This is a genomic window from Collinsella ihumii (genome assembly GCF_900046475.1).
GTDB classification, from domain to species: domain Bacteria; phylum Actinomycetota; class Coriobacteriia; order Coriobacteriales; family Coriobacteriaceae; genus Collinsella; species Collinsella ihumii.
Map to the genome: position 1 here is coordinate 1 of NZ_FCOU01000002.1, position 19,368 is coordinate 19,368.

21 protein-coding genes and 1 pseudogene are annotated in these 19,368 nt (G+C 65.8%); 6 read left to right on the plus strand and 16 right to left on the minus strand.

Annotation, left to right across the window (positions count from 1 at the left end):
- The 15 genes and pseudogenes from BN3789_RS12550 to BN3789_RS00675 all read right to left on the minus strand — a co-directional run.
- Positions 1-156: pseudogene (locus tag BN3789_RS12550) on the minus strand (DNA polymerase III subunit delta'); the annotation flags it as partial.
- Positions 157-158: 2 nt separating this feature from the next.
- Positions 159-833 (minus strand): dTMP kinase, encoded by a 675-nt coding sequence (tmk, locus tag BN3789_RS00610; RefSeq protein WP_066828716.1) that lies wholly within the window; start codon positions 831-833, stop codon positions 159-161.
- Positions 834-1,195: 362 nt separating this feature from the next.
- Positions 1,196-2,176 carry a hypothetical protein gene (locus BN3789_RS00615; protein WP_066828718.1) on the minus strand — a complete coding sequence of 327 codons (981 nt, stop codon included), beginning with the start codon at positions 2,174-2,176 and terminating at the stop codon, positions 1,196-1,198.
- A 335-nt stretch (positions 2,177-2,511) separates the two neighbouring features.
- Positions 2,512-5,070, minus strand: a complete 2,559-nt coding sequence (locus BN3789_RS00620) for a DNA topoisomerase I (RefSeq protein WP_066828720.1) — start codon at positions 5,068-5,070, stop codon at positions 2,512-2,514.
- 438 nt (positions 5,071-5,508) lie between these two features.
- Positions 5,509-6,399 carry a DUF4097 family beta strand repeat-containing protein gene (locus BN3789_RS00625; RefSeq protein ID WP_066828722.1) on the minus strand — a complete coding sequence of 297 codons (891 nt, stop codon included), beginning with the start codon at positions 6,397-6,399 and terminating at the stop codon, positions 5,509-5,511.
- A 2-nt stretch (positions 6,400-6,401) separates the two neighbouring features.
- Positions 6,402-6,659, minus strand: coding sequence for a hypothetical protein (locus tag BN3789_RS00630; protein ID WP_066828724.1), 258 nt, complete (start codon positions 6,657-6,659; stop codon positions 6,402-6,404).
- Between the two features lie 66 nt (positions 6,660-6,725).
- Entirely contained in the window at positions 6,726-7,109 is a 384-nt protein-coding gene (locus BN3789_RS00635; protein ID WP_066828726.1) for a helix-turn-helix transcriptional regulator, read from the minus strand.
- A 434-nt stretch (positions 7,110-7,543) separates the two neighbouring features.
- Positions 7,544-8,227 (minus strand): hydrogenase nickel incorporation protein HypB, encoded by a 684-nt coding sequence (gene hypB / locus BN3789_RS00640; RefSeq protein ID WP_066828728.1) that lies wholly within the window; start codon positions 8,225-8,227, stop codon positions 7,544-7,546.
- A gap of 39 nt (positions 8,228-8,266) precedes the next feature.
- The gene (locus tag BN3789_RS00645; RefSeq protein ID WP_066828730.1) at positions 8,267-8,620 is read right to left on the minus strand and encodes a hydrogenase maturation nickel metallochaperone HypA/HybF; all 354 of its coding nucleotides are present in this window, start codon (positions 8,618-8,620) and stop codon (positions 8,267-8,269) included.
- A gap of 8 nt (positions 8,621-8,628) precedes the next feature.
- Positions 8,629-9,420 (minus strand): twin-arginine translocase subunit TatC, encoded by a 792-nt coding sequence (tatC, locus tag BN3789_RS00650; protein ID WP_187119093.1) that lies wholly within the window; start codon positions 9,418-9,420, stop codon positions 8,629-8,631.
- The gene (locus BN3789_RS00655; protein WP_066828732.1) at positions 9,420-9,854 is read right to left on the minus strand and encodes a twin-arginine translocase TatA/TatE family subunit; all 435 of its coding nucleotides are present in this window, start codon (positions 9,852-9,854) and stop codon (positions 9,420-9,422) included. Before BN3789_RS00655 ends, tatC begins: the two co-directional genes overlap by 1 nt.
- Positions 9,855-10,003: 149 nt before the next feature.
- On the minus strand, positions 10,004-10,318 hold the full coding sequence (locus tag BN3789_RS00660) for an STAS domain-containing protein (RefSeq protein ID WP_066828737.1): 315 nt from the start codon (positions 10,316-10,318) through the stop codon (positions 10,004-10,006).
- Between the two features lie 60 nt (positions 10,319-10,378).
- Positions 10,379-11,086: a tetratricopeptide repeat protein gene (locus tag BN3789_RS00665; RefSeq protein ID WP_066828740.1), complete on the minus strand. Its 708-nt coding sequence runs from the start codon at positions 11,084-11,086 to the stop codon at positions 10,379-10,381.
- A 22-nt stretch (positions 11,087-11,108) separates the two neighbouring features.
- Positions 11,109-11,495: a hypothetical protein gene (locus BN3789_RS00670; protein WP_066828741.1), complete on the minus strand. Its 387-nt coding sequence runs from the start codon at positions 11,493-11,495 to the stop codon at positions 11,109-11,111.
- Between the two features lie 271 nt (positions 11,496-11,766).
- Positions 11,767-13,050 carry an aspartate aminotransferase type Ic gene (locus BN3789_RS00675; RefSeq protein ID WP_066828743.1) on the minus strand — a complete coding sequence of 428 codons (1,284 nt, stop codon included), beginning with the start codon at positions 13,048-13,050 and terminating at the stop codon, positions 11,767-11,769.
- Positions 13,051-13,239: 189 nt separating this feature from the next.
- Between BN3789_RS00675 and BN3789_RS00680 the strand changes: the two genes are divergently transcribed.
- On the plus strand, positions 13,240-13,494 hold the full coding sequence (locus BN3789_RS00680) for a hypothetical protein (protein WP_066828745.1): 255 nt from the start codon (positions 13,240-13,242) through the stop codon (positions 13,492-13,494).
- 45 nt (positions 13,495-13,539) lie between these two features.
- Positions 13,540-13,953: a hypothetical protein gene (locus BN3789_RS00685; RefSeq protein WP_066828746.1), complete on the plus strand. Its 414-nt coding sequence runs from the start codon at positions 13,540-13,542 to the stop codon at positions 13,951-13,953.
- Between the two features lie 297 nt (positions 13,954-14,250).
- On the opposite strand, the gene nhaA is transcribed toward BN3789_RS00685, so the two are convergent.
- Complete coding sequence (nhaA, locus tag BN3789_RS00690; RefSeq protein WP_079988988.1) at positions 14,251-15,672, minus strand: Na+/H+ antiporter NhaA; 1,422 nt, start codon at positions 15,670-15,672, stop codon at positions 14,251-14,253.
- 541 nt (positions 15,673-16,213) lie between these two features.
- Here nhaA and thiS point away from each other — a divergent pair.
- The 4 genes from thiS (at position 16,214) to thiH (ending at position 19,332) form a co-directional block, all read left to right on the plus strand.
- Positions 16,214-16,411 (plus strand): sulfur carrier protein ThiS, encoded by a 198-nt coding sequence (gene thiS / locus BN3789_RS00695; protein ID WP_066828748.1) that lies wholly within the window; start codon positions 16,214-16,216, stop codon positions 16,409-16,411.
- A 96-nt stretch (positions 16,412-16,507) separates the two neighbouring features.
- A complete protein-coding gene (gene thiF, locus BN3789_RS00700; RefSeq protein ID WP_229254085.1) occupies positions 16,508-17,080 on the plus strand; it encodes a sulfur carrier protein ThiS adenylyltransferase ThiF in 573 nt (190 codons plus the stop codon).
- Between the two features lie 108 nt (positions 17,081-17,188).
- Positions 17,189-17,998 carry a thiazole synthase gene (locus BN3789_RS00705; RefSeq protein ID WP_066828750.1) on the plus strand — a complete coding sequence of 270 codons (810 nt, stop codon included), beginning with the start codon at positions 17,189-17,191 and terminating at the stop codon, positions 17,996-17,998.
- 2 nt (positions 17,999-18,000) lie between these two features.
- Entirely contained in the window at positions 18,001-19,332 is a 1,332-nt protein-coding gene (gene thiH, locus BN3789_RS00710) for a 2-iminoacetate synthase ThiH (RefSeq protein WP_079988989.1), read from the plus strand.
- The last annotated feature ends 36 nt before the right edge of the window (positions 19,333-19,368 follow it).

The window sequence follows — 19,368 nt, forward strand, 5'->3', positions numbered from 1 at the left end:
CGCCCAGGCCGCGTCGAGCTTGCCCGATCCGGGCGCCCCCACGAACAGGTACGCGTGGCTCGCGCGGTCGGTCCGGACGGCGCGTTCCAGGAAATCCCGCACGCGCGGCTGCGTGTCGAGCTGCGCCAGCAGGCTGTTGTTCGCCGATGCGGACATCGCTACTCCGCAGGCGCCATCAGCGCCGACAGCGCCGAGCGCGCATCGTCGGCGGAGACGGCAAGGCCCACGCCGGCGAGCTCCGCCAGCACGCAGGCGAACACGGCATCGATGGGCTGGGTCGCGTCGACGAGGCGCACGCGCTCGGGATGCTCGCGCGAGATCGTGCGGAATCCGTCGGCGACCCGCTGCTGGTACTCCAGGCCCTTGGCCTCCATGCGGTCCGGGGCGTCGTCGCGCTGCTCGCGACGCGATGCCGCGGCGGCGGGGTCGATATCGAACACGAGCGTGAGGTCGGGCACGCAGTCACCGACCGCCAGCGCGTTCGCGACGTCGGCGTCTTCACGGGCGACCGTGCCCGCGAACGCCTGGTAGGCCGACGTGGAGTCGAAGAACCGGTCGCATACGACCACCTTGCCCTCGGCGAGCGCGGGGCGCACGATCTCGTGCACGAGCTGGGCGCGCGCCGCCTCGTAGAGCAACAGCTCGCAGGTATCGCACATCGCCTTGTTCTCGGGGTCGAGCAGAAGCGCGCGTATCTTCTCGGAGATGGCCACGCCGCCCGGCTCGCGCAGGCTCACGATCTCATGGCCGGCATGTTTGAGCGCCGCGGCGACCAGGCGCGCCTGCGTCGACTTACCGCAGCCGTCGATTCCTTCAAGCGTGATAAACGGCATTCGATCTCCCTTCGGTTGCACCCCGTCATCATACCCCAGGACCCCTGGGCGGCACTGATCAATTGCCTTCGAGGCGATCGGCCCCGTGGCGAGGCGGATGCGGGTGAAGGCGAGGAAGGCACAGTGGCGCTGCGGCGACGCAGTCTGAGCGCGTAGGCGCCCGCCACGGGGGCAACCGGCGCGGAATGAATTGATCAGCGCTTCCCAAACTACGCGTTCCGCAGCATGACCTGAATCGACGGTACGCCATAGGCACGCGGCCTCATCGAGAGTACGCTATAGGCACGGTTTCGAGTGCAAAACGTGCCTATAGCGTACCGTGAACAGGCCGGCGTGCCTATAGCGTACCGTCGATTGTCCGCTTACGACGCCTCGCGGAGCGGTATCCCTGCACAGGTCAACAAGCGGCGCATGTAATCCTCGTCAATCGCCTGGGCAAATGAAAAGCGGACGACGAGAGCCCTCGTGAGGTTGAGGTGCGATTCGCGCAAGCGCTCATCGGAAAAGTTCTCGATCGCCGCCTCGATATCCTTCGCGACATCGCCCGTCCCTTTGTATTTTCCCTTTCCATCCAATTCCGCCATAACCTCGGTTCCGTCGGACAGAAGCCAATAGTAGTCAACGCGCTTTACCTGAGTCGAATCCATGGGATCGACAACCTCGCGCTGCAGTTCGGGAACCACGAAGCCGAGTTCGATCATGACGGCGCGGGCGACGGACTCCCCGCCGTTCTCGCTTTTGCCGTCGACCCATTGCAGCACCTTGCGTGCCGTCGCAATCCCACGCTTCCTCTTACCGCAACTGTCGAAATACACCTTGAGCTCCGAAACCGTCGTCAGGTTCCAATGCACAGCGGAATCGACCACAGCAAGACCGTAGCGAAAGCTTGCGGAACAGGCACAGTCGAGCAGCGTCTGGAAGAGTGATGTCACCCGGATGCCCGCCACGACCATAGGCTCGACATCCCCCATCTGATGGCAGGTGATAAACCCGCCAGGCTTGTATTTACGTTCATGAGATCCGACGACGATGTGCACCGTGTCCAGGTACCGGTGAGAAACCTGAAGCCCGTAGACAAGGGCAGCGGAAAAGGATGCGAAGATCCACGTAGGATGCTTTTGAGCCACGGCACGGATGAGATACATCGCTTGGGCGCGTTTCGAGAGGCTCTTGTACACGTCGCTTCGTGCGAAATAGCCTTTCGCCGGCTCAACCACCCGACCAGCATCTCGCCTGCGCTTCAATGCCATGACCTCAGTATGCGACGAAGCGAACGCGAGCCGATACGCGTGCTCCGCCTCATCCAGCAGACGGTCGGCGCACGCTTGCTTCCTCTCGCCCATCTGCAACACCCCCTTTGCGGAGAAACCGTATCAGCAAGATGCCTTACCGGTCTCAAACGGGGATTGACATGCTTCTTACCGCGCAGCTCAAACCCGTAGGCGTGCGCCCGCGCAGAGAAACGTAATCGGCGAATGGCCACCCATGCGCCCCAAACGGCAAGAAGTTGAGAGGCGCCGCGCCCGATGGTCGGCACATCGACGGTACGCCATAGGCACGCGGCTTCACCGAGAGTACGCCATGGGCACGTTTTCGAGTGGAAAACGTGCCCATGGCGTACCGTGAACAGGTCGGCGTGCCTATGGCGTACCGTGAATCCAACCGTGAATCCGGCAGGCTACTTCTTGGAAGACGACTTCTTTGCCGAGGTCGACTTCTTGGCTGTCGTCTTCTTCGTGCTCGACGAGGCACTCTTGCGTCCGCGACCCGATGCGGCCTTCTTCTCCTTGCTCGGGCAATCCATGTTCACGCAGATGCGCCAGGGGCCGCGCGCGGTCTGCACGACCACGATCGGGGCCCCGCAGTGCTCGCACACCTCGCCGGTCGCCTCGAGCTTGCCGCGCCCGGGAAGCGGATAGGACACGCCGCACTCCTCGTAGTTCGTGCAGCGGATGAAGCGCTTGCCGCTCTTCTCGGACTTATGCGCGATCAGGTCGCCATGACGGCCGGCCGCGGCGCATACCGAGCACTCCCCCACCTTGAGGTCGGGCTCGTAGTTGGTCGGGCACTTGGGGTTCACGCACACCTCGTACGCCTTCTGCCTGAACGGCTGGCACTTGATGCGCGGGGCACCGCACTCGGGGCACACGGCCGCCTCGCCCTCGAGCGGGCTCACGCGCACGCCGGAGGGAACCGGATAGGTCACGTCGCAGTCCGGCCAGCCCATGCAGCCGATGAAGCTGCCGCGGGTCTTGGCGCTCGTCTTCATGACGAGGTCCTTGCCGCACTTGGGGCACGTGCCGACCTTGGCGTCGGCCGTCACCGCATCGGAGATGGCGTCACCCAGATCGTCCTTGTGCTCGATCAGCGCATCGAGCATGCCGGCGAGCAGCGCACGCGAGTGGTAGACCACCTGGTCCTGCGTGTCGGCGCCCTCGGCGACATGCGTCATGTCCTCTTCGAGCTCGCTGGTCATGTCCGGCGTGGTGATGCGCGGCGCGAACTCGTGCAGCGCGTCGATGATCGCCATGCCGAGCTGACTCGGCTCGATGGGGCCGCTCGGCGTACCCTTGAAGTATTTCACCTGGTAGAGGCGCTCGATGATGCTCGCGCGCGTGGACTTGGTGCCCAGGCCGCGCTTCTCCATCTCCTGGACGAGCTTGCCTTGGCTGTAGCGCGCCGGGGGCTCGGTCTGCTTGGCCTCGAGCTGCATGTCGCGCACGTCGACCGTATCGCCCTGCTCGAGCGCGGGCAGCTGCTCGTCCTTCTTGAGGCCGAAGGGGTATACGGCGCGGAAGCCGGCGACCTTGAGCACGTCGCCCGAAGCCTGGAACGGCTCGCCGGCGACATCGATCTCGATCTTGGTCCCCTCGATGACCGCGGGGTCGGAGAGCGTGGCCAGAAAGCGGCGCGCGATGAGGTTGTAGAGCTTCCACTGGGCGGGCTCGAGCTTGGTGGGATCCGCCGCGGCCGTGGGGTAGATCGGCGGGTGGTCGGTTGTCTCGGTCTTGCCGCGCGTCGCGGTGAGCTTCTCGCGCGAGAGCAGCTCGCGGCACGCGGGCGCGTACTGCGGGACGCCCGAGATGGCCTTCACGGTGGCGCGCAGGTCGAGCGAACGCGGGTAGACCGTGTTGTCGACGCGGGGATACGAGATGAGGCCGTCCATGTAGAGCGACTCGGCGATGCGCATGGTGCGCGCCGGGCTGATGCCCTCCGCGGCGGCGGCCGCCTGCAGCGAGGTGGTGTTGAACGGGGTCGGCGGGCGCTGGGTGCGGCTCTTCTTCACCACGCTCGTGACGGTGCCGGTCGATGCGCCCTCGACATGGGCAAACGCCGTCGCGGCCGTCTGCTCGTCCGTGAAGCGCCCGGCGCTGTGCGCGATCTTGAACGCGTCCTCCTCGCCGGCGCCCTGCGGCGCCGCCTCGCCCGAGATGACCCAGTAGTCCTCGGGCTTGAACGCCAAGCGCTCGCGCTCGCGCTCCACGACGAGCGCGAGCGTGGGCGTCTGGACGCGGCCGGCGGAGCGCACGTTGCCAAAACCGCCGAACTTGGCCATGGTGAGGTAGCGGGTGAGCGCCGCGCCCCAGATGAGGTCGATGTACTGGCGCGACTCGCCCGCATCGGCCAGGTTCTGGTCGAGTTCCACGAGGTTGTTGAAGGCGTGGTCGATCTCGGCCTTGGTGAACGCGGAGTAGCGGGCGCGCGATACGGGCACGTCCGGGGCGACGTCGCGCACCATGGCGAGCGCGTCGGAACCGATGAGCTCGCCCTCGCGGTCGAAGTCCGTGCCGATCACGACGGAATCGGCCTTTTTGGCAAGGTTCTTGAGCGCGCGGATGATCTCCTTCTCCGCGGGAAGCTTCTCGATGGGCGCCCACACGAGATACGGCAGGCTCGGCACCTTCCAGCCCTTGATGTCGATGCCGTCTTTGAGGAAGGGCTTGCGCTTGGACTCGTACGGCGGGCGGGCGAGCCCGTCGGGCACGTCCGCGGGCAACATCTCGCCGTCTTGGGAGATCGCATACCAGCCGAGCTTCTTGTCGAATTTGAGCTCCGTGGGGAAATCGGGGGCCAGGATGTGGCCGCGCAGACCGATGGTGACCCACTCCTCGCCGTCGACCGTAAAGCGGTAGACGGGCGTGTTGTAGACCTTGTCGGCCTTGGGCTTGCCGACGCTGCACAGCAGGCGCGCGATCTGCTGGGCGGCGTCGTTCTTCTCGGTGATGACGAGCTTCAAAGCGGCTCCTTACGTATATATGGTGCCCGCGGCGCACGGCCGCGGGCGTCAAGTCGTGTACCGCAACGTACCACAAGTGAGCCGCAAGCGCGAATTTTTTCACCCGCACGCAAAGTACTGCACGCGCGGGGACGTACCTTCCGCGTGCACTTTTGCAAATCCGGGGACGTACCTTGCGCGTGCATTAGCGCACGCGCTGGGACACCCCTTGCCCGCGCGCGAGCCCAAGATGCACCATCGGGGACAGGCGCACATGGCAGATCCTTGATGCCGCCACGTCGAGATGGCAGGCTTTGGGCGATCAGCCGTGTGCTCCCGTCCCCGATAGCGGGTCAGGGGTGTCCCCTGCGTGCATTAGTGCACGCGGAAGGTACGTCCCCGGATTTGCATAAGTGCATGGAACAGGTACGTCCCCGAGCGTGCGTCCCCGTGCGTGCATTAGGCGATGTGGATTCGTCCGCTCACGCTGCCGAGGTCGATGTCGCAGGCGCCGTCTCCGATGACATAGGAGCCGTCCTCATCGACGGTGTTGAGCTCAAAGGGCGTCGACAGTCCTCCCGAGACCGTGTCGGCCGCAAGCGTGAACCCTAGCCCGTCCGGCACATCGAGCTCGATGGCGCCGCTGACGGTGGATACCGAGATCTCGCTCGGCGCGCCCTCGGTCAACGTCAGGTACGCCCCGCCGCTCATCGTGGAGACGTCCAGCTCCTCGGAAACCTCTCCGGAAACCTCTACGGGGCCGCTGACGCCGCCGATCGACACGTCCTGCGCGCGGATGCCGTCGAGCGTGATGTTGGAGCTCACGCTTGCGACCGAGAGATCCTCGCTGACAACGCGCTCGACATCGATGGTCGAACTGACGCTCTCGATGTCGACGTTGCCGAACATGAGCGCATCGTCACAGGGCGCCTCGACGACAAGCTCCATGTGCGGATACGTGCCGCCGCTATCGGGCAGGCCGTCATCGATCTTGAGCGTCTTGCCCTCCTGCGTGAAGGTGGCGTTGCGCGGATCCATCTCGTAGTCGCCGGCGGCAACGCGCTCGATGACGCGAATCTGGTCCCCATCTCCCGCAACGAGCCTGATCGAGCCGCACTTCCAATCGATATCGAGATCGTCCACCTCGGAGGCGGCAAACGATTCGGAGCGGTCGATGGGGGCCTCGAGCGAAACGGGCTTCGACCCGATCGAGAAGCCGCCGATCTGGATGACGGGGAACCAGCGCGTGAACAGCCCGGACCACCCCGAAGCGGCGATCATGAGGATGAGCGCGATCGCCGCGATGCCGACGCCGACCCTCACCTTGTCGCCCTGCGAAAGACGCGACATGGCTATCGCCTCCCCTCTTCATCGGATCGGACGCCCTGCGGCGCCGCGGGCGCTGTGCCGTCGTCTCCCCTTCCGAGCGAATCGTCCATGATGTTGGCGATCCAGTGATAGATGGGGATGGTCAGAAACACGAGCCACGCGGTCGTCCACGCATGGAAGCCGAAGCAGAACACGAAGAAGAAGATAGTCGCGACCACGCTGTACGGAAACGAGCGCCACGGGCCGCGGCGGCGCAGAGTATCGGACTGTCCTTTATACACATCTAGCTGTCTATCATCACCAGGGCCACTTATTTGAAGCCGACTTCTTTCCCGTTGTTGCTGGACCTACGGCACGGTGGGGTCGACGGGCGGCCCCGCAACCTGTCTCTTATACACATCTAGATGTGTATAAGAGACAGCCTGATGGGCCCGTTGCTCGCGCAGGGCCTCCTCCCGCTCCGCTTGGGCCCGCGCCGTCTTTTCGGCACGCTCGGCGTTCTCGAAGGCGACATCGTCCTCGATATCCTTGTCCACGTTCAACAGGTCGTCGAGGCTCACGCCGTACAGGCGCGCGAGCGCGATCAGATTCTCCGTATCCGGCGAGCTCTCCGCGCGCTCCCATTTGGAAACAGCCTGACGGGACAGGCCCAGCTCGTTGGCAAGCGCTTCTTGACTGTAGCCCTTGGCGCGCCGAAGCTCGGCCAAGCGCTGAGCGATCTGCACGTTCATGTGAACTCCCTTCGCCGACGACACGCGTCCGTCGACCTTGCGACCATACGAGATTCTACCGATATCGATACGCCTCCCCGGTCGACGATCCGATCCGTCTGGAACGCGTCCGGAAAAACCGGGCAGATCCTTTTCGCGGGACACCGCGCAAGCGCCCGACGCGAGACGAATCGACCGGCGTCTCCCGCGGGAGGCACCGGTCGACGATCCGATTCTGCCCATGCATGCAACAGTGCACGAAACAGATACGTCCCCATGTTTGCAATAGTGCACGAAACAGATACGTCCCCATGTTTGCACGCTTTGGGTGTCCGGTGCCTCCCTCGGCGGGATGGCAGCTGTACCGTACCGAGAACGCACGGTAGCGCGCCAGCAAGTCTGGTGGGAATTTTGCCGCAACTATCGGTTGCGTATGCTCTGAGCAGGAGTTTTGCCTACGCTCGCGCCATCTCGATCTGATGCGCGAGCCACGTTGCCCACGCTTCCATGCCCCCGCCCTTGGTGGCGCTCACCGAGAACCGGGGTGCTGTGGGGTTCAGGTCGTCGAGCACGCGATGGTAGCCCTCGATATCGAAGTCGAACGCGGGCGCGACATCGATCTTGTTGAGCAGCAGCGCCCCGGCGTGCTGGAAGATGCCGGGATACTTGATGGGCTTGTCGTCCCCCTCGGGCACCGACAGGATCATGATCGAGAGGTTCTCGCCCAGATCGAAGTCGACGGGGCACACGAGGTTGCCCACGTTCTCGATGAAGATGACGTCGATGGCATCGAGGCCCACGCCGGCATCGAGCGCATCGATTGCCTGGCCGATCATGTTGCCCTCGAGATGGCACAGGCCGCCGGTGTTGATCTGGATGGCCGGCATGCCCGCGGCCTTCATCTTGATGGCGTCCACATCGCTCGCGATATCGCCCTCGATGACAGCGCAGCGGTAGCCGAACCGGTCGCGCAGGATTTCGTTCGTGGCGAGAATCGTCGAGCTCTTACCCGAGCCCGGGCTCGACAGCACGTTCACCACATAGGTGCCCGTCCGCGCGAACCGCTCGCGCAGCTCGGATGCGATCCGCTCGTTGCGCGACAGGATGGAGCTGCCGATAGCTACCGTCTTTTCCGCCATTCGTTCCTCCTCAGTTTGACAAGACGTCCCCGCCTTGCCCTACGTCTCGTCCTCGATCTCCATGGAGACGATGTCCATCTCGCGCCCGGCCACCAGATGGGTCTCGCGGCTTCCGCATGCGGGGCAGCGCAGATGGAACCGATCGTGCTCGAACGTCTCGCCGCACGCGCTGCATACGCTGCGCGGGTGCACGTACTCGACCTCGACGGTCGCCCCCGCGGTCAGGGGGTCGTCTTCGCGCAAGACGTCCCACGCGAAGTCGAACGACTCGGGGTTCACCTCCGCCATGTCGCCGATACGCAGCAAAACAGAAACGACGCGCGAAGCACCCGCCTCGCGCGCCGTTCGCGTCACCACGTCAAGAACTCCCGAAACCAAGCCGAGTTCATGCATGGGCAGACCTACTCGTCGTCCTCGTCATCGGAGAACAGGCTGATGCGCCGTTCGGTCAGGCCCTTCTTGCCCTCGCGCGCCACGATGACGATGCGCGTCACGAACAGCGAGATCTCGTAGAGCGCGAGCATCGCCGCGTACATGAACAACAGCGTGACCGGGCTCGCATCCGGCGTCACGGAGGCGGACACCACGAGCATGATCACGTAGATGTAGCGCCATGCGGAGCGGAACGTCGCGTACGGCACGATGTGGAACACGGCGAGGTAGAACACGATGAGCGGGAGCTCGAAGGCCACGCCGAAACCGATCATGAGGAGGATCTCGATGTTGATGTAGTCCTCGAGGTTGGGGGCGATGTTGGCGATGGACAGCGTCTCGCCGATCAGCCATTCGAAGCCGGCCGGCACGATGACGAAGTAGCAGAAGATCGCACCGATGAAGAACAGCAGCGTGGCCATAAGCACCGTGGGCACCACCCACTTGCGCTCGTTGGGCTTGAGCGCGGGCAGGAAGAACGCAAGGATCTGCCACACGATCATCGGCGTGCACATGACCGCGGCGGCCTTGATGGCCAAGCCGAACTTGATGGCGAAGCCGCCGAGCGACGTGTAAATCGAAAGATTGGTGCCCTCGGGCAGCGACGGCAGGATGGGGTCCTTCAGGATGTCGACGAGCACCGGCGTGGCGAAGTACATCACGACGGTGGCCACGAGCACCGACACGACGATGATGGTGAGACGGCGCCGCAGCTCGCCCAGGTGGTCGAGAAGCGGCATGCGCGCGGGTCCGATGGGCATTACTGCTCGCCTCCCTCAACGGAATCGGTGGAATCCTCGGCCTGGGCGGCCTTCGACGCGCGGTGCTTGCGCGGACGGCGGGCGTACAGGTCCTCGGTGGTCTGCACGGCAGGCTCGGCCTCGGCCTCGGGCTCGGCGGACGCAGGCGCCTCGGGCTGTGCCGCCGCCTCGGCGCCCTCGGATGCGTCGAGATCGGCATCCTCGTCATCGACCGCCGCCTGCTCGGCCGCCTTGGCCTTGGGCGCGCTCGCGGCCGCGGCCATCGGGTCGACGACCTCGGTTTGGACGACGTTCGTCAGCTTCTCCTGCGTCTGACGGAACTGACGCAGCGCGCGGCCGATCGTATGGCCCATCTGCGGGAGTTTGTCGGGACCAAAAAGCAGGAAGGCAAACACCAAGATGATTACCAGTTCCGTTCCGCCGATACTAGGCACGGAAAACCTCCTGTTTGCTCATGCGGGCCCGCCGGGTGCGGTACCCGGCGGGCAGACGATTCATACAACTGCTGAAGTATACCGCGCGGATCGCCGGCACGAATCGCGTACGCGAAATGCGCACGGCGATATGCGCGAGGGCATCGAGGCTATGCCCCGACGATGCCGATCTCCTTGTCGACGCCCAGAAGCTGCGCCACGCGCATGACGTTGGGCTGGGCGTTGATGACCTCGAAGCCCTTCTCGTGCTCCGCCGCATGGTGAGCGGCGCCCACGAGCACGCCGATGCCCGTTGAGTCGATGTAGGACACGTTCGCGAAATCGAGCGTGAGCTTCGCGGTGGGCTGCTCGAGCGCCAGGTCGATATGGTCGCGCAGGGCGCCCACGTTGGAGATGTCGACCTCGCCCGCAACGGACACGAGGTAGCGCTCTGGCGTGGGGGTCGTCGTGATTCCGAGTTCCATATTGTTGTGCTCCTTACGTTCTCATCGGTTCAACGTGCACGCCGCCGCAGCCGCGCCCCGCTACGAGGCGCTGAGCGCGTCCAGGTGCTGCTGGGCATAGTCCTTCACGCCGTACGCGTCGCTCGAGTCGCTCTCGATCGCGCGCTCGTAGGCCGCTATCGCCTCGTCGGTGCGCCCCTCGGTCTCGTAGAACATGCCGAGGTTCGCCCATGCGGGGCCGAAGCTGCCATCTTCCGCGGTGAAGGATTCGAGCTCCGCGATGGCACGGTCGCGGTCGCCGGTGTAGAAGATAGAGATGGCCCGGTCCACTTCCACCGACTTCGAATCGGGATTCTGCTCGAGATAGTCGTCATAGCGCGCGATGGCCTGGTTGAACAGGTCGACGACGTGCGCGTCGTCCTCGTCGGTGGCCACCACGTCGCGCGCGGAGACGCCCCAGTCGAAATAGCCGTTGGCGAGCTGCAGCAGCGCCGAGGGATTGCTCGGGTCGCTGTCGTACTGCGCCTGCAGCTGCTCGACGACCGAGGCGTAGTTCGCGTCGACATGGGTCATGTCGTGCTCGCCGGAGGTGACGGCCTGTCCTGCGGCCTGCGAGGAGCCGTCGGTTGTGCCGTCGGCTGCCTGGGAGGTGGAATCCGCGGTGCCGGTCGCGGCGCCCGGGGCCAGCGCGCCCGAGAAGACCACGGCCGCGATCGCGACCACGATGACCGCCGCGGCCGCCAAGACGATCGCCTGCGCGCGGCGCGTCTGTTGGGCGTCAAAAGCCATACGTCGCCTTCCTGCTCGCTACCTACTGCGCCGATCCGGCAGACGACGTCCCGTCGCCCGTGGCGACAGATGCCGTGCCGTCCTCGTTGATGTCCAGCTGGGGATGGCCCTCGGGCAGAACCTCCGAGGAGTCGATCGCGTCGCTGCTCTGCTGGGTGGCGGCGCCCCCGGAGGACCCCAGGGCGTTCAAGGCCGTCGACGTGCCGATAAGATAGCCGATGACCATGCCGAGCAGAAGCGCGATGGCCGCGATGGCGACGACCATCCAAAACGGGGGCGCCGAGGTCTCCCGGGCGGCCTCGCGAGATGGGGCCGGGCCGCGCTGCGCGGGCAAGGCGGCAGGATCTTGGGGTGCGGCGCCCGCCGCCTCCATCAGCTCCTGCTCGTCATCGAAAAACTCGTCGGCCATATCTCAACTCCCGTCGGTTGTGCATGTGCGGCATGCATTCCGTCTATTGTAGCGGGTCCGCGGCACTTTTTGGGACGGGCCGCCCTTGGGCCCATCAAAGCTCTAGCGGGCAGTGCAAATCGGGGGACGTACCTGTTGCGTGCAAAAATGCACGCAACAGGTACGTCCCCCGATTTGCACGATACGCGCACGTGCGCCTTTGCCCATGTCGGCGCTTCGCCGACAGGGGCAAAGGCGGCTCCGTCCCAAAAGTGCCGCTGGATCCGTTTCGCTACGCGCGGGCCTCGCGCGCCAGCTGGGCGGAAACGAGCTTCACCGCGAGCACCAGCACGTCGAGCGCCTCGGAGAGCTCCTCGACGCTCGGATAGGTCGGGGCGATGCGGATGTTCGTATCGTGCGGATCGTTGCCGCCGGGCCACGTGGCACCCGCCGGCGTGAGCTTGACGCCCATCTCGGCGCACAGCGCGCCGACGCGCTTGGCAGAGCCCTCCGGGCCGTCAAACGACACGAAGTAGCCGCCGTGCGGATGCGACCACGTGCCGCAGCCGGTGCCGGCAAGGCCCTCCTCGAGCTTCTCCTCGACGCAGGCGAAGCGCGGGCGCAGGAACTCCGCGTGCTTGCGCATGTGGGTGTGCACGGCATCCAGGTCGGGCAGGAAGCGCGTGTGCATGAGCTGGTTGAGCTTGTTGGCGCTGATGAGGCCGACCTTCAGCGTGTTCGCGACCTCGCCCACGTTGGCCGCCGACGAGCCGAAAAACGCGATGCCCGCACCCGGGAACGTGATCTTCGACGTGGACGCGACGCCCAGGATGCGGTCCTCGTTTCCCGCCTCGCGCGCCAAGTCGAAAACGTTCGCGAGCACATCCGGCGTATCGGTGAAGTCGTGCACCGCGTACGCGTTGTCCCACATGATGCGGAAGTCCGGCGCGGCCTTCATGGTCGCCAGACGGCGGACCGTCTCATCGGAGTAGGTGATGCCCGTCGGATTGGAGTACTTGGGCACGCAGAACATGCCCTTGATGGAGTCGTCGGCGGCGCACAGGCGCTCGACCTCGTCCATGTCGGGGCCGGTCTCGGTCATGCGGACCGGAACGTTCTCGATGCCGAGATCCTGCGTGATGCCGAAGTGGCGGTCGTAACCGGGCGCGGGGCACAGCCACTTCACGCGGTCGAGCTTGCTCCACGGGGTGTACCCGGGCACGCCCTTCTCCCAATAGTGGATGAGCACCGACTGCATGATGTTCAGGCTCGAAGACCCCAGCACGATGGTCTGGTCCGCCGGCAGGCCCAAGAACTCGCCCGCAAGGCGACGCGCCGAGGGGATGCCCTCGAAGCAGCCGTAGTTGCTGCAGTCCACGCCCTCGTCGGTGAGATCGGCGCCGCTCGAGAGCAGATCGAGCATCGGGCGGGAGATATCGACCTGCGCCGGCGACGGCTTGCCGCGCGCCATGTCGAGCTTGAGCCCCTTGGCCTTGACCTCGTCAACCTGTCTGGTCAGATCCGCCAAAGCGGCATCAAGCGCGGCAGTATCCATCTGCTCATACATTGTCTGCATACCGGGGCCCTCTTCCCTCGCGTGAATCGCTGGCCTGCATCCATGCAAAAACAGGACAGGCGATCGGTCGTACACGTGCGCCTTAGTATACGCACGCGATGTTTCCGATGTGTGTCGACTCTGTACATGCTGCCCCGATTTGCGACCGTGGTAGATTTATAGCGGACAACCCGTACCCAAGGAGGACACATGCGACTTGGATCGTTCCAGGCGGAAGAGTTCGGCGAGCTTCAGCGGCTCGTGGACGGCATGTTCACGGGAAGGCAGGTCATCGACCGGCTCGACCTCGTGGTTCAGGCCGAGATCTTGGACCTCGCGCCCGACCTCATGGAGATCGTGACGCTGCTGCCTCCGGGCACCTACGATCGGCAGCGCCTCTGCGACCAGCTGAACTCGGCGCTCGCGGCCCACGGCTGGGGCGGAACCTACGGCACGGTGGAGTAGACGGGCGGCCCCGAGACCGAACGCTCACCATAGAGGAGGCATCACATGGACAAAGACCTGCGCACAGAGATCGATGAGGCCATCGAGGCCGCGGACCGCGCGCTCGAGCACCTGTACCGCGCGCGCGACCTGCTGCACTCGGCGCGCAACTGGGGCGCGTTCGACATCTTGGCGGGCGGCTTCATCTCATCGCTCATCAAGCGCGGCAAGATGTCCGACGCCCAAGACGAGCTCGACGCGGCCCGCAGCGCGCTCGCGACCTTCGCCTACGAGCTGCGCGATATCGACGGCTCGCAGGGCGTGAACATCCAGACGGGCAATCTAGTGCTGGCGGCCGACCTGTTTTTGGACAACCCCTTTGTGGACCTGTACGTCCAGGGAAAGATCGACGATGCCCGCTACCAGGTCAACCGCGCCATCGAGCAGGTCGAAAAGGTGCGCCGGCAGCTGGCGGGTTGACGCAGGTCGCGCCCATGCCGAGGCCGCGTCGCGCGCTATGATTTCGCGATCGTGGTCAATTCACCCATCGAACCGGGTTCGGTCCATGGCTGAGACAATATATTGCGATGCGCTACCGCACTTCTTGCAAGACTGAGCGGCGCGTCGACCGAAGAACTCGGCGCTTCATGCCCATGGCGAACGAAAAACCCGCCCGGAGAGCTCCTCTGGGCGGGTTTGTCCGTTTATACGCAGCCGGCATTCCCGGTTCGATAGGTGAATTGACCACGATCGCGGATAGATACCGCGCCACGGCCCCTACGCGCGCTTGTGGCACACGAAATGCATGTAGATCAGGCCGATAAGCGCCGCAGAGATCGATCCCGCCAGAATCGCCGTCTTGGCGGCGAGCAGCTCCGCGGGGATCTCGGTGAACGCCAGGCCGGCGATCAGGATGGACATGGTGAAACCGATGCCGCCCAGGATGCCGACGCCGACGACATGCGGCCAGTGCACGCCGGTCGGGAGCTCGGCGAGCTTCGTCTTGACGAGCAGCGCGGTCATGCCCACGATGCCGATCGGTTTGCCCAGCAGCATGCCGAAGTACACGCCGAGCGCGACGGGGTCGAACAGAAGCGTCGCGGGATCGACACCGACCAGCCTGACCTGCGCGTTCACGAACGCGAAAATCGGCAGGATGATGAAGTTCACCGGCGTGGAGATGGCGTGCTCCAGACGCTGCAGCGGCGGCGTCACGCGGTGCATCACGCGCTCGACGCCGTTGACCGCGTGCGTGAAATCGTGCTGGCCGAGGATGTGCGCCTCGTCGTCATAGCGGTCGTCGAGCTCGGGGAGCTTTGCGCGCACCCATTCCACCAGGCCGCCCGCATCGATGTCGGAGCGCGCCGGGATGGTGAAGGCCAGGATCACGCCGGCGAGCGTCGCGTGGACGCCGGACTGGTACAGGCAGAACCACAGCACGAGGCCGAGGGCCAGATACGGCGCCAGGCGGAAGTGCCTGCGGATGTTGAGGACGACCAACAGCGCGGTCACCACCGCGGCGGCACCGAGCCACATCATGCTCGGGGCATGGCCGTAGAACAGGGCGATGGCCACGATGGCCAGCAGATCGTCGGCGATGGCGAGCGTCGAGAAGAACACCTTGATCGCCGGGGGCACGCGGTTGCCCAGAAGCGAGAGCACGCCGAGCGCGAAGGCGATATCGGTCGCCATGGGGATGGCCCAGCCGTAGACCGCTCCACCGCGGTTCACGAACGCGTAGATGCAGGCGGGCGCGATCACGCCGCCCACCGCAGCGAGCATCGGCAGCATGGCCTGGCGCGGGCGCCTGAGCTCTCCGACGGTCATCTCGTATTTGAGCTCGGTGCCAACGAGCAAAAAGAAGATCGCCATGAGGAAGTCGTTGACGAACAGCTCGAAGCTGAACGAGAACTCCCACCCGGCGATACCGATCGACACCGGCAGGGCGAACCACTCGTGCAGCGCATAGTACGCATCGGTATTCGCGCAGATCACCGCAGCGACGGCGGCGAGGATCATCACGCAGGCGGAGATGGTGCCGTTGGAGGTGATGCGGTCGAGCACGCTGCGGCGCTCGATGCGCAGGCGCTGCTCATCGCTCATGAGCGGCACCGGTATGCTCGGAGCATCCAGGGCAAGCGCCTTGCGCTCGACCGCCTTGGCCGTCCGCTGGTTGTGCATGCGCTTACGCTTTGTCATGTCAGCTCCGATCCTTTCTGCACCAAGCGTCCTTCTCACAAAACCGCGGGCGCCGCATCCGGCGTCCCGCGGTTCGTAATAAATTATTATTGACTCTCAAGCCCTCATGCGGCAGTTCTTTGGGAACGCGCGGCAAACGCGGGCGAGCGGTCTGTAGGCTCCGGGGAAGCCCCGAATACAGCATCCCCTACCCGTGATAAAAACCCACCGATTCGATAGGCGATAACATGGAACATCCACGGGTCGTGCGCAGGTTCTGCACAGGGCGCTTCACAGCAAGGCCCGGCGCTCGCGGGCCCATCGCCACGCCCCCCTCCGCTTTGTTGACGGCGCGACCACAGCGTATTGACGGGCCGGCTTCGGCGGGGTATCCTTCACGTCAGAGTACGCAGCGCGTACGAAGGGGCGCACCACCTCGGGTGCGGTGTCCCTTCGTGCGCGCTTTTTTTGTTGGCTCGACGCCCCGCTCTTGCAGCGGAGGCGCGGTGGCCGCGGGTGCGTGCTCTTGGCTGGCGACGATTCCGTAACGAGAGGAGGTCCCATGGCACGGGTGAACGGCAAGGAGGATCCGTCGGTCGACGGCCTTACGCTGGCGCAGCTGCTCGACCGGATGGACTTTGAGGGCACGCGCGTGGCGTGCGAGCTCAACGGCGACATCGTGCCGCGCGCGCAGTTTGCCGAACGCACGCTGCGCGCCGACGATGCGTTGGAGATCGTACGGTTTGTGGGAGGCGGCTGATGGACGAGGGCAGCGTGCGCGCCGGGGCGGCAGACCCCCTTGCGGCACGCATCGGAACGGCGGCGCGAGCCCGCAAACCGCCACAAGGTCGGCAGCGTGGGCTCCGGCCCCTCCGGCATCGCCGGCGCCGGCGGGCTGGGGTCGAACATCGCGGTCATGCTGGCGCGCAGCGGCATCGGCGCCCTGCGCATCGTGGACTTCGACGCGGTCGATGCGAGCAACCTCAACCGCCAGCATTACTTCCGGCAGCACGTGGGCATGCCCAAGGTCGAGGCGCTAGCCGATCAACTGCGCGCCATCGACCCGAAGATCGTCGTGGACGCCCGGTGCGAACGCGTGACGGCGGCCAACGCACGCGCGCTCTTTGCCGGCTGCCCCCTTGTATGCGAGGCGTTCGACGCCCCGGAGGCCAAGGCGCTCCTGGTCGAGGAGCTTCTCGCCCAGCCTGACGGCCCGGTGGTCATCGCCGGCAACGGCATGGCGGGCCTGGGGCCGGCGGCGGAAATCGTCACGCGCCGGATGGGCCGACGGCTTTACCTCTGCGGCGATGGAAGGTCGGACGTGGGCGCGGGCCAGGTGCTCTACGCGCCGCGCGTGGCGCTGTGCGCCGCCCAGCAGGCGCTTCTCGCCCTGCGCCTCATCATGGGAGAGGAAGCACCGGAGGGCTAGGGCGCGTTCCCTCGTCCCTATCGCACGTAACGCAACGACCCTCTGCGCCCCCGTCCCAGCGATGGAACAGGCGCGGCAAGGGTCCCAGAAAAGAGAGGAGCATCATCAATGTCAGAGCATACGCAAACCGCCTGCCAGGCCCCGGAGGCGGATACCTGGCTGCTGGGCGGCAAGGAGTTCAGCTCGCGCTTCATCCTGGGTTCTGGCAAGTTCAGGCTGGACCTGGTCCGCGCGGCCGTCGAGGACGCCGGCGCCGAGATCGTGACCTTGGCCGTGCGGCGCGCCAACACCGGCCAGGAAGGCAACATCCTGGACGCCATCCCGGACGGCGTGACCCTGCTGCCCAACACGTCGGGCGCCCGCACCGCCGAGGAAGCCGTGCGCATCGCCCGCCTGGCGCGCGAGCTGGGTTGCGGCGACCTCGTCAAGGTGGAGGTCATCCGCGACACCAAATACCTGCTGCCGGATAACGTCGAGACCGTCCGCGCCACCGAGCTCCTTGCCGACGAGGGCTTCACCGTGCTGCCCTACATGTACCCCGACCTCAACGTGGCGCGCGATCTGGTCTCCGCCGGCGCCGCCGCGGTCATGCCGCTAGGCGCGCCCATCGGGTCCAACAAGGGCCTGGTCACACGGGATTTCATCCGCATCCTCATCGAGGAGATCGATCTGCCGGTGATCGTGGACGCCGGGATCGGCCGGCCGTCGCAGGCGTGCGAAGCCATGGAGATGGGCGCCACGGCGGTCATGGCCAACACGGCCGTGGCCACCGCCGGAGACATCCGCCTTATGGCTCGCGCCTTCGGCCAAGCGGTGGATGCCGGTCGCGCGGCGTACCGGGCCGGCCTGGGCCGCGTGCTGGACACAGGCGAGGCGTCGTCCCCGCTGACCGGCTTTCTTGAGGAAGAGGGGCGGTAGCCATGGCGGACAAGACCGAGCAGGGCGAGAAGGACGCATCGGGCACCGTTCCCGAAAACGCCGCCGCGGCCCTGGCCGCCGGCGACCTCACCACGGCCGACCTTCCGCGCGAAGCGGTGGGCACGCGCGCGTACCGCCTCGCACCGCTGTCCCAGGAGGCGCTCGACGCGGCCATTCACACGGATCGCGCCCTCGATCCGCTCACGTTCCTGCCGGACATGGACGTGCTGGGCGGCGGCATGTTCGACCGGGTGCTCGATGCCGCCGAGGCGTACGATCCGAGCGCCGTGACCGCCGCCGACGTACGCCGCGTGCTGGCCGAGGACACGGTGGGGCCGGAGGACTTCGGCGTGCTTCTCGCCCCCGCAGCAGAACCGTATCTGGAGCAGATGGCCGTACGCGCCCAGCGCGAGCGCGCGCGGTGGTTTGGCGCCAACGTGCAGTTCTTCACGCCCCTCTACATCGCCAACTACTGCGAGAACCGCTGCGTGTACTGCGGTTTCAACTGCGCAAGCGACATCCGCCGCGCGCAGCTGAACGAGGCCGAGATCATAGCGGAGCTCGACGCCATCGCGGCCACGGGCCAGGAGGAGATCCTGCTGCTCACCGGCGAGGACCCGCAGCGCAGCAGCGTGGACTATATCGCACGCGCCTGCGAGCTCGCGGCGGAGCGCTTCCGCACGGTGGGCGTGGAGGTCTACCCCGCCAACGTGGCGGACTACGCGCGCCTGCGCGCCGCCGGCGTCGACTACGTCACCGTGTTCCAAGAGACCTACGATCCCGTGCGCTACGGCAAGCTCCACCTGCGCGGCCGCAAGCGCATCATGCCGTACCGCTTCGAGGCGCAGGAGCGCGCGCTGCGCGGCGGCATGCGCGGCGTGGCGTTTGCGCCGCTGCTGGGCCTAGCCGACTTCCGCCGCGATGCCCTGGCCTGCGGCCTGCACGCATGGGAGATCCAGCGCGCCTACCCCGCGGCCGAGATCAGCTTCTCGTGCCCGCGCATGCGCCCGGCCAAAGGCGGTGTCGTTCCGCATACGCCGCACGTGAGCGAGCGCCAGCTCATGCAGGTCATCTGCGCGTACCGCATCTTCATGCCGTTTTCGGGACTCACGGTGTCCTCGCGCGAAAGCGCGCGGTTCCGTGACCACGCGGCCGTCATCACGGCCACCAAGGTATCGGCAGGCGTGTCGACAGGCGTGGGCGAGCACACCCACCAGACCGACGAGGGCGACGATCAGTTTGAGATAGCGGACACCCGCGACCTCCCCACCATGTGCGCCGCCATGCGACGGATGGGTCTGGAGCCGGTGATGAACGACCACGTGCTGGTGTAGCCGCCGCGCCCGCCCGCAGGCGATGCGCCGATCAAC

Bases quoted from the DNA above. Each gene is read 5' to 3' on its own strand.
- tmk (WP_066828716.1), bottom strand. From the start codon at position 833: ATGCCGTTTATCACGCTTGAAGGAATCGACGGCTGCGGTAAGTCGACG.
- BN3789_RS00615 (WP_066828718.1), bottom strand. From the start codon at position 2,176: ATGGGCGAGAGGAAGCAAGCGTGCGCCGACCGTCTGCTGGATGAGGCG.
- BN3789_RS00625 (WP_066828722.1), bottom strand. From the start codon at position 6,399: ATGTCGCGTCTTTCGCAGGGCGACAAGGTGAGGGTCGGCGTCGGCATC.
- BN3789_RS00635 (WP_066828726.1), bottom strand. From the start codon at position 7,109: ATGAACGTGCAGATCGCTCAGCGCTTGGCCGAGCTTCGGCGCGCCAAG.
- hypB (WP_066828728.1), bottom strand. From the start codon at position 8,227: ATGGCGGAAAAGACGGTAGCTATCGGCAGCTCCATCCTGTCGCGCAAC.
- BN3789_RS00645 (WP_066828730.1), bottom strand. From the start codon at position 8,620: ATGCATGAACTCGGCTTGGTTTCGGGAGTTCTTGACGTGGTGACGCGA.
- tatC (WP_187119093.1), bottom strand. From the start codon at position 9,420: ATGCCCATCGGACCCGCGCGCATGCCGCTTCTCGACCACCTGGGCGAG.
- BN3789_RS00660 (WP_066828737.1), bottom strand. From the start codon at position 10,318: ATGGAACTCGGAATCACGACGACCCCCACGCCAGAGCGCTACCTCGTG.
- BN3789_RS00665 (WP_066828740.1), bottom strand. From the start codon at position 11,086: ATGGCTTTTGACGCCCAACAGACGCGCCGCGCGCAGGCGATCGTCTTG.
- BN3789_RS00670 (WP_066828741.1), bottom strand. From the start codon at position 11,495: ATGGCCGACGAGTTTTTCGATGACGAGCAGGAGCTGATGGAGGCGGCG.
- BN3789_RS00675 (WP_066828743.1), bottom strand. From the start codon at position 13,050: ATGCAGACAATGTATGAGCAGATGGATACTGCCGCGCTTGATGCCGCT.
- BN3789_RS00680 (WP_066828745.1), top strand. From the start codon at position 13,240: ATGCGACTTGGATCGTTCCAGGCGGAAGAGTTCGGCGAGCTTCAGCGG.
- BN3789_RS00685 (WP_066828746.1), top strand. From the start codon at position 13,540: ATGGACAAAGACCTGCGCACAGAGATCGATGAGGCCATCGAGGCCGCG.
- nhaA (WP_079988988.1), bottom strand. From the start codon at position 15,672: ATGACAAAGCGTAAGCGCATGCACAACCAGCGGACGGCCAAGGCGGTC.
- thiS (WP_066828748.1), top strand. From the start codon at position 16,214: ATGGCACGGGTGAACGGCAAGGAGGATCCGTCGGTCGACGGCCTTACG.
- BN3789_RS00705 (WP_066828750.1), top strand. From the start codon at position 17,189: ATGTCAGAGCATACGCAAACCGCCTGCCAGGCCCCGGAGGCGGATACC.
- thiH (WP_079988989.1), top strand. From the start codon at position 18,001: ATGGCGGACAAGACCGAGCAGGGCGAGAAGGACGCATCGGGCACCGTT.